We start from the raw sequence: 7,974 nt of genomic DNA on the forward strand, positions 1-7,974 counted from the left end.
CGCATCGCCGTGCGGGGGCACGTGTTTCCCGTGGCGCGGCGCGCATGGTTCGATCGCGGCCGGCCGATAGTCTGCCCGCGCCTGGCTGGCGCGGGACCGTTCATACGTTGAAGGTCTGCGACGCCTTCATCTCGATCCACGTCATGCCGGCCCGCAGCCCTTCGATCATCGCTTCGCGCTCCGTCGGATACGCGTGGCTGTGCTCGAAGGTATGATGAAACCGCGCGGCGCCGGCGCCGTGCTCGACCGACACGCGGCAGCGGAACTCGCCCGATTCGCACGGGCGCGTCTCCACTTCGACCGACCAGTCGCGTTCGTGAATGTTGCCCTGCAGTGTCATGCGCCCTCCTGCGGTATCAGCCTTCGAGCCGGAAGTGCCCGCTGTGCAGCAGCACCGGCCGGCCGCCGATTTCCTCGAGCATGCGTCGTGCCATCGCCTCGATGGCCGGGCGGTGCGCGTCGAATGCGCTCAGCAGATCGCGCTCGAGCAGCGAGCGCGCGCCGAAATGGTCCTCCAGCGCCTCGGCCGTGACCGCGCACTGGACGCAACGCCCGTCGACCAGCGCCGAAAACGCGACGACCAGGTCGCGCGCGCAGTATTCCGGCGGTTCGGACGGGAAAGCAATGTGCATCTGTCGGTCTGTCATCGTCGTGATGGCTCCATGACGAGAGCATAGTGGCGCGCGCGGCCGCGCGCTTGACCCACGTCAACCGGTTCGCCGCACCGCACGATCGCGCCGCCGCGCGACGCCGCCTCCGCCCGCTTCAGCCCGCGTCGGGCTCGATCGTCGCGCCGCGCTCCGCGAGCAATTCGCGCAGCACGCTGCGGTGGCAATGGTTTTCGTCGTCGCAGTAGCACCCGATCGAGAACGCGGTGGTCGCCGACAGCGCGGCCAGCAGGTCCAGCACCTTCGCCGGATCGCCGTGCGCCATCTCCGCGCGGAAGTGGCGCTTGAACGCCTTCCATTCGGCGTCGGTTTCGGCGGCCTGCGCCTGCGCGACGAGTTCGGGGCTCGGCGACAGCGTCGGCAACCATACATCATAGTAGTTGCGCGACGCGAATTCCGCCTTCGGCACGCCGCGCGGCGGCCGCCGCACCGTGCCGATCCGCAGGCCTTCGCCGGCCGCGCGCGGCGTGCCCAGCTGGATGATCCGGATGCCCATGTCGTTTCTCTGCTCCTCGGTCGTGCATGCGATCCCGTGATCGTACCGCCGCGCCCGCCCGCGCGTCAGCCGGGCATCGCACATGACGGCCGCCCAACGAAAAACCGGCTGCTCCCGCGACGGGACACAGCCGGTTCTTCATCGTGACGCGCCGAGGCGCGCCGCGTTCAGACGCCGCTCTTCAGCACCTTGCCGATCGCGTCCGCGACGATGCCGACGTTCGAGTCGTTCAGGCCCGCCACGCACATCCGGCCCGAGCGCAGGATGTACACGCCGTGCACCTCGCGCAGCGCGTCGACCTGCGACTCGGTCAGGCCCGTGTACGTGAACATCCCGCGCTGTTTCACGTAGCGCGTGAGTGCCTCGCCGCTCACGTGGTCGCGCAGGCCGTCGTGGATCGACTGGCGCATCCGCGCGATGCGGCGGCACATCGCCGACAGTTCCTCTTCCCACTGCTTGCGCAGCGCCGGCGTGCCGAGCACGGCCGCGACGACCTTCGCGCCGTAGGTCTGCGGGTTGCTGTAGTTCGAGCGCACGGCCCCGGCCAGTTGGCCGAGCACGCGGTCGGCGGCGGCCGCGTCCTCGCAGACGACGCTCAGGCCACCCACGCGCTCGCCGTACAGCGAGAAGTTCTTCGAGAACGAGTTCGCGACGAGCGTCGGCACGCCGCGGCGGGCCAGCTCGCGCACCGCGAACGCGTCCGCATCGAGGCCCGCGCCGAAGCCCTGGTACGCCATGTCGACGAACGGCAGCAGGCCGCGCGCCTCGATCACGTCGATCAGCTTCTCCCACTGGCCTTCGTCGAGATCGACGCCGGTCGGGTTATGGCAGCACGCGTGCAGCAGCACGATGCTGCGCGCCGGCAGCGCGTCGATCGCCGCGAGCATCGCGTCGAACTTCAGGCCGCCCGTCGCTTCGTCGTAGTACGGGTACGTATTCACCGTGAAGCCGGCGCGCTCGAAGATGAAGCGGTGGTTTTCCCAGCTCGGATCGCTCAGCCACACCTGCGAATCGGGGAAATAGCGCTTCAGGAAATCGGCGCCGACCTTCAGCGCGCCCGAGCCGCCGAGCGTCTGCAGCGTCGCGATGCGGCCGGCCGCGCGGGCCGGGTGATCGGCGCCGAACACGAGCGATTGCACGGCGTCGCGATACGCGGCCAGGCCGACCATCGGCAGGTACGGCTTCGGGCCGCTGTCGCGCTGCAGCGCGGTTTCGGCTTCGCGCACGGCGCCCATCACCGGGATCCGGCCTTCGGCGTCGAAATAGATCCCGATGCTCAGGTTGACCTTCCGGTCGCGCGGATCTTGCTGGAAATTCTCGTTGAGCGTCAGGATCGGGTCGCCCGGGTACGCGTCGATGTGTTCGAACATGGCTTGAGTCGGTCTCGTTTGGAACAATGGTCGGTCGTGGCCTGCGTCAGCGTGCGGAGACGCCGTCGTGCACCGCCAAGCCCGCATTCTTCTGACGGAAGCGATACCCGATCGCGAGCACCGCGAGCCATACCGGGATCAGGTACACCGACAGGCGGAGATCCGGCGTCAGGTACATCACGACGAGAATGCCGGCCATGAATGCCAGGCACAGGTAATTCGTGAAAGGATAGCCCACACTGCGGAAGGATGTCTGTTCCCCGGCAGCACGCTTGGCCTGGCGGAACTTCAGGTGGATCAGCGTGATCATCGCCCAGTTGATGATCAGCGCCGACACGACGAGGCCCATCAGCACCTCGAACGCCTTGCCCGGCATGAAGTAGTTGACCAGCACGCACACGCCGGTCGCGAGCGCCGACGCGCCGAGCGCGGCGAGCGGAATGCCGCGCTTGTTCACCGAGCACAGCACCTTCGGCGCGTTGCCCTGCTTCGCGAGGCCGAACAGCATCCGGCTGTTGCTGTACACGCCGCTGTTGTAGACCGACAGCGCGGCCGTCAGCACGACGACGTTCAGCACGTTCGCGACCACGTTGCTGCTCAGCGCATGGAAGATCAGCACGAACGGGCTGCCGCCGGTGACGACCTTTTCCCACGGATACAGCGACAGCAGCACGGCGAGCGCGCCGATGTAGAAAATCAGGATCCGGTAGATCACCTGGTTGGTCGCGCGCGGAATGCTGTGCTTCGGATCGTCCGCCTCGGCCGCGGTGATGCCGATCAGTTCCAGCCCGCCGAACGAGAACATGATCGCGGCCATCGACATCACGAGCCCCGATACGCCGTTCGGGAAGAAACCGCCGTGCCGCCACAGGTTCGCGATGCTCGCTTCGGGCCCCGCTTGTCCGCTCGCGAGCAGCCAGCCGCCGAAGCCGATCATCCCGACGATCGCGGCGACCTTGATGATCGAGAACCAGAATTCCGTCTCGCCGTACGACTTCACGCTCGCCAGGTTCAGCAGGTTGATCGCGACGAAGAACACCAGCGCCGACACCCAGGTCGGCACGCCGGGCCACCAGTACTGCACGTAGATTCCGACGGCCGACAGCTCGGCCATGCTGACGAGGATGTACAGCACCCAGTAGTTCCAGCCGGACAGGAAACCGGTGAAGTGGCCGACGTATTTGTCGGCGAAATAGCTGAACGAGCCGGCGACGGGCTCGTCGACGACCATCTCGCCGAGCTGGCGCATGATGAAAAACGCGACGATGCCGGCCACCGCGTAGCCGAGCAGCACGGACGGGCCGGCCATCTTGATCGTCTGCGCGATGCCGAGGAACAGCCCCGTGCCGAGCGCGCCACCGAGCGCGATCAGCTGGATGTGCCGGTTCTTCAGCCCGCGCTTGAGGCCAGCGCTCTCGTTTCCAGAAACCATGTCTTCTCCATTCTTCCCGCCTCCGCCGGAAGCGGTGCGGCGCGCCTCGGTGTGCCGGGCGCTGTTTTTGCTGTGCCGGCGGCCGTTCGTGGGGACGCCGGGTTGGGGACTGCAATTTTCGCGCGGGCAGCACCCGATTCGCGTCGGTGGACCGGCCAGACCGGCCGCCGACTCGCCGCCCATGCCGCATTGCCGCGGCCGAACACGAAAATCCGGCGTCAGTTTAGCGTCGCGACGGCGAAATCGGGTTGCGTAACCCGCTCATGCAAACCCTACATTATGAGATAAAATTGCGCCCAGGAGACAGAGGAGGAAACAAAAATGCCTGAACCGCTTCTCGACCGCATCGATCGCCACTTGCTGTCGGTGTTGCAGGAGAACGGCCGTGCGTCGAACCTCGACCTGGCGAAGGCCGTCGGGCTGTCGCCCGCGCAGACCTTGCGGCGCCATCGGCGGCTGGAGGAAATCGGCGCGATCCGCCGTTATGAAACCCGGCTGTGCCCCGATACGCTCGGGTTCGGCGTCACCGCGTTCGTGCACGTGACGATGGAGCGCGGGCATATCCGCGATCTGTCGAAGTTTCAGAAACTCGTGTCGGATCTCGCGCAGATCCAGGAATGTTTCTCGGTCACGGGCGATATCGACTACGTGCTGAAGGTCGTCGCGCACGACCTGAAGGGGCTGTCGACGTTCTTGCTCGAAACGCTGATGCGCATTCCCGGCGTGAGCGGCGTGCATTCGAGCGTGTGTCTCGACGAGATCAAGTGCACGAGCGCGATGCCGGTGGAAGGTTGACGCGCCCGAAGCGCTGCGCCGGCGCGTTCACCGCACCGCTTCGAACGCACTGATCAGCAGCGCGCCGCAAGCAATCACGAGGCACCCTGCCGCCCGGCGCGGCGTCAGCCGCTCGCCGAGATACACGCGCGCGATCAGCGCCGCGAACACCACGCTCGTTTCCCGCAGCGCCGACACCGGCCCCATCGGCGCGCGATCCATCGCCCAGATCACGATGCCGTACGCGAGCGCCGCGAACACGCCGCCGCAGGCCGCCTTCGCGGTTTCGCCGACATCCTGCGTCAGCCGCAGCGGCCCCGCCCGCAGCCGGTAGTACGCGGCCATCATCGCGCCTGTCAGCACGAACATCCACGCGGTATAGCCGACCGTACTGCCGCTCTCGCGCACGCCGATCCCGTCGACCACGCTGTACGCCGCGATCGACACGCCGGTCGCGAACGCGGTCGGCAGCACCTGCATCATCCGGTGTTTCGCGCCGCGCCCGCGCTCCAGCCCGATCGCCATGATGCCCGCGCAGATCAGCACGAGCCCGCATTGCGCGCCGACGTTCAGGCGCTCGCCCGCGAACGCCGCCGCGCCGAGCGTGACCAGCAGCGGCGCGGTGCCGCGCGCGACCGGGTACGCGACGCTCAGGTCGCCGTGCTCGTAAGCACGGACGAGCAGCAGCGTATAGACGACGTGGATCACGGCCGACGCGACGACGCAGAGCCAGCTCGCCGGCGTGATCGGCGCGGCGGCCGGCAGGAACAGCAGCGCGAACAGCCCGATCGCGATCTGCAGCACCGTGGCCGAGCGCAGCCGGTCGCCGCTGCTGCGCACGAGCGCATTCCATGATGCGTGCAGGAACGCCGCGCACAGAACGGCAAACAGAACGGGGATCGGCACGCTCAATACTCCCTGACGGTCGGAAGCCGCACGGTGCACGGCAGGCGTTCATCGTATGAACGCGTCACCGTATTGTCAAAAAAGCGACGCGCGACGCCCTGCCGAGGATCCCGCCGGCGGCTCCCCGTCGCCCGCCCGGCAACGCTGGCGTCGCAAGCGACCGGCATGCGGCGACGTGTGACGTGGAGGGTGCGGACGGTCCGCCCCTTTCCGTTCTCTTTCGCATCGCGCCGGGCCGTAATGAAACCGATACCGCGGCGCAACCGTCGCGAAAACACTCCGTCCCCATATTTTCATACGCGGCTGTTCCAATGCGCGTGCTTCCTCACGAGCTCCGCGCCGAACCGACACGGCGACGGGGCCGTTCTCCACCATCGAAGGCCTTACCCTGGAGTTTCCCGATGTTCCGTCAAGCCTTGCTCGTCACCGCCTGCGCCGGCGCCACGCTTGCGCTGTTCGCCTGCGGCGGCAGCGACGATTCCACGCCGACGGCCGCCGTGTCGTCGCAGGATGCGCTGCAGACCGCCACGCCGATCAAGCACGTCGTCGTGATCTACGGCGAAAACATCTCGTTCGACCATTACTTCGGCACCTATCCGAACGCGACGAACCCGTCGGGCGAACCGGCGTTCACCGCGAAACCCGGCACGCCGACGCCGAACGGCCTGACGGGCACGCTGCTCACCGCGAACCCGAACTTCACGAACACGGCCAACGGCGCCGACGCGGCGAACCCGTTCCGCCTCGACCGCACGCAGGCCGCGACCGCCGACCAGAACCACGCGTACACGGCCGAACAGCAGGCCGAGGACAACGGTCTTGCAGACCTGTTCCCGAAGTACACGGGCAAGGGCTCGTCCGGCGGCGCCGGCGCGTTCGGCACGAAAGGCCAGGTGATGGGCTATTTCGACGGCAACACGGTGACCGCGTTGTGGAACTACGCACAGCGCTTCGCGATGAGCGACAACACTTACACGACGGTCTACGGCCCGTCGACGCCGGGCGCACTGAACGTCGTGTCGGGCCAGACCAACGGGATGCAGATCGTCAAGACGTCGAAGCAGCCGTCGACGCTCGCCGCGACCTCGTACTACATCAACGACGGCCAGGGCGGCCTCACGATGATCAACGACGTCGACCCGGGCTTCGACGTGTGTTCGAGCACGACCGACCAGGCGATGATGACCGGCAAGAACATCGGCGACCTGCTGAACGCCGCGAAGATCACGTGGGGCGGCTTCATGGGCGGCTTCAACCTGTCGACGACGAACGGCAACGGCACGACGGGCTGCGCGCGCAGCACGGTCGCCACCGCCGTGAACGCCGCGACGGCCGACTACATCCCGCATCACAACTGGTTCCAGTACTACGCGTCGACCGCGAACCCGCAACACACGCGCCCCAGCTCGATCGCGGCGATCGGGTCGAGCGTCGAGACCGACGGCAAGACGCCCGAACCGGCGAACCACCAGTACGACACGGACGACTTCTTCGCCGCCGTGAAGGCCGGCAACTTCCCGTCGGTGAGCTACCTGAAGGCGCCGGCCGCGCAGGACGGGCACGCGGGGTATTCGGATCCGCTCGACGAGCAGGCGTTCGTGACGAAGGTCGTCAACTTCCTGCAGCAGCAGCCGGACTGGCAGAACACGGCCGTGATCGTCACCTATGACGACTCGGACGGCTGGTACGACCACGTGTACACGGCGCCGACGCACGCATCGTCGGACCCGGTCGACCAGCTCAACGGCGCCGGCAAGTGCGGCACGGGCGGCACCACCGGCGTGAACGGCGCGACCGTGAACGGCCGCTGCGGCCCGGGCGTGCGCATTCCGCTGGTCGTGATCTCGCCGTACGCGAAGCAGAACTACGTCGACCACACGATGCTCGACCAGGCGTCCATCGTGCGCTTCATCGAGGACAACTGGCTCGGCGGCCAGCGGATCGGCGGCGGCTCGTTCGACGCGACGGCCGGCGACCTGCGCAACCTGTTCGACTTCACGTCGAAGCCGGACACGACGCCGCTGTATCTCGACCCGACGCTCGGCACCGTGCTGAGCACGGCCCCGGCGATCTGACCGGTACGGCCTGAACGCATGGCCGGCGCATCGCGCGCCGGCCGTTTCCATTTAACGCGCCGCCTCGTGCGGCGCCCGATTTTCGACCGACAGCATGACAGCTCGCCCCGCGTTTCCGTCTCCCGATGCGTCCGGCACGCCCGCGCCGCGCGCCCCTTCCCGCCTGCTGCGCCGCGCGGCGTTCGTGCTCGGCGCGGCCGTGCTCGGTATGCGTTTTCCGATTTTCCCCGCGCGATACGGCGGCGAACCGCGG

General features: G+C 67.5%; 8 protein-coding genes. 2 read left to right on the plus strand and 6 right to left on the minus strand.

The window, feature by feature from the left end:
- Nucleotides 1–100: 100 nt before the first annotated feature.
- The 5 genes from WS64_RS31970 to WS64_RS31990 all read right to left on the minus strand — a co-directional run bounded on the left by WS64_RS31970 (nucleotide 101) and on the right by WS64_RS31990 (nucleotide 3,966).
- A complete protein-coding gene (locus WS64_RS31970) occupies nucleotides 101–340 on the minus strand; it encodes a hypothetical protein (RefSeq protein WP_006479066.1) in 240 nt (79 codons plus the stop codon).
- Nucleotides 341–356: 16 nt separating this feature from the next.
- Nucleotides 357–647, minus strand: coding sequence for a DUF1488 family protein (locus tag WS64_RS31975; protein WP_059574434.1), 291 nt, complete (start codon nucleotides 645–647; stop codon nucleotides 357–359).
- A gap of 118 nt (nucleotides 648–765) precedes the next feature.
- Nucleotides 766–1,164 (minus strand): DUF488 domain-containing protein, encoded by a 399-nt coding sequence (locus WS64_RS31980; protein ID WP_059574665.1) that lies wholly within the window; start codon nucleotides 1,162–1,164, stop codon nucleotides 766–768.
- A gap of 167 nt (nucleotides 1,165–1,331) precedes the next feature.
- A complete protein-coding gene (locus WS64_RS31985; protein ID WP_059574435.1) occupies nucleotides 1,332–2,534 on the minus strand; it encodes an amino acid aminotransferase in 1,203 nt (400 codons plus the stop codon).
- A 46-nt stretch (nucleotides 2,535–2,580) separates the two neighbouring features.
- Nucleotides 2,581–3,966, minus strand: a complete 1,386-nt coding sequence (locus WS64_RS31990; RefSeq protein WP_060968933.1) for an amino acid permease — start codon at nucleotides 3,964–3,966, stop codon at nucleotides 2,581–2,583.
- 321 nt (nucleotides 3,967–4,287) lie between these two features.
- On the opposite strand from WS64_RS31990, the gene WS64_RS31995 reads away from it, so the two are divergent.
- Nucleotides 4,288–4,761, plus strand: a complete 474-nt coding sequence (locus tag WS64_RS31995; protein ID WP_059574437.1) for an Lrp/AsnC family transcriptional regulator — start codon at nucleotides 4,288–4,290, stop codon at nucleotides 4,759–4,761.
- Between the two features lie 27 nt (nucleotides 4,762–4,788).
- On the opposite strand, the gene WS64_RS32000 is transcribed toward WS64_RS31995, so the two are convergent.
- Nucleotides 4,789–5,646 (minus strand): EamA family transporter, encoded by an 858-nt coding sequence (locus WS64_RS32000; RefSeq protein ID WP_059574438.1) that lies wholly within the window; start codon nucleotides 5,644–5,646, stop codon nucleotides 4,789–4,791.
- A 401-nt stretch (nucleotides 5,647–6,047) separates the two neighbouring features.
- On the opposite strand from WS64_RS32000, the gene WS64_RS32005 reads away from it, so the two are divergent.
- Entirely contained in the window at nucleotides 6,048–7,721 is a 1,674-nt protein-coding gene (locus tag WS64_RS32005) for a phospholipase C (protein ID WP_060968934.1), read from the plus strand.
- Nucleotides 7,722–7,974: the final 253 nt, after the last annotated feature.

Source organism: Burkholderia anthina (assembly GCF_001547525.1).
Taxonomy (GTDB): Bacteria; Pseudomonadota; Gammaproteobacteria; order Burkholderiales; family Burkholderiaceae; genus Burkholderia; species Burkholderia semiarida.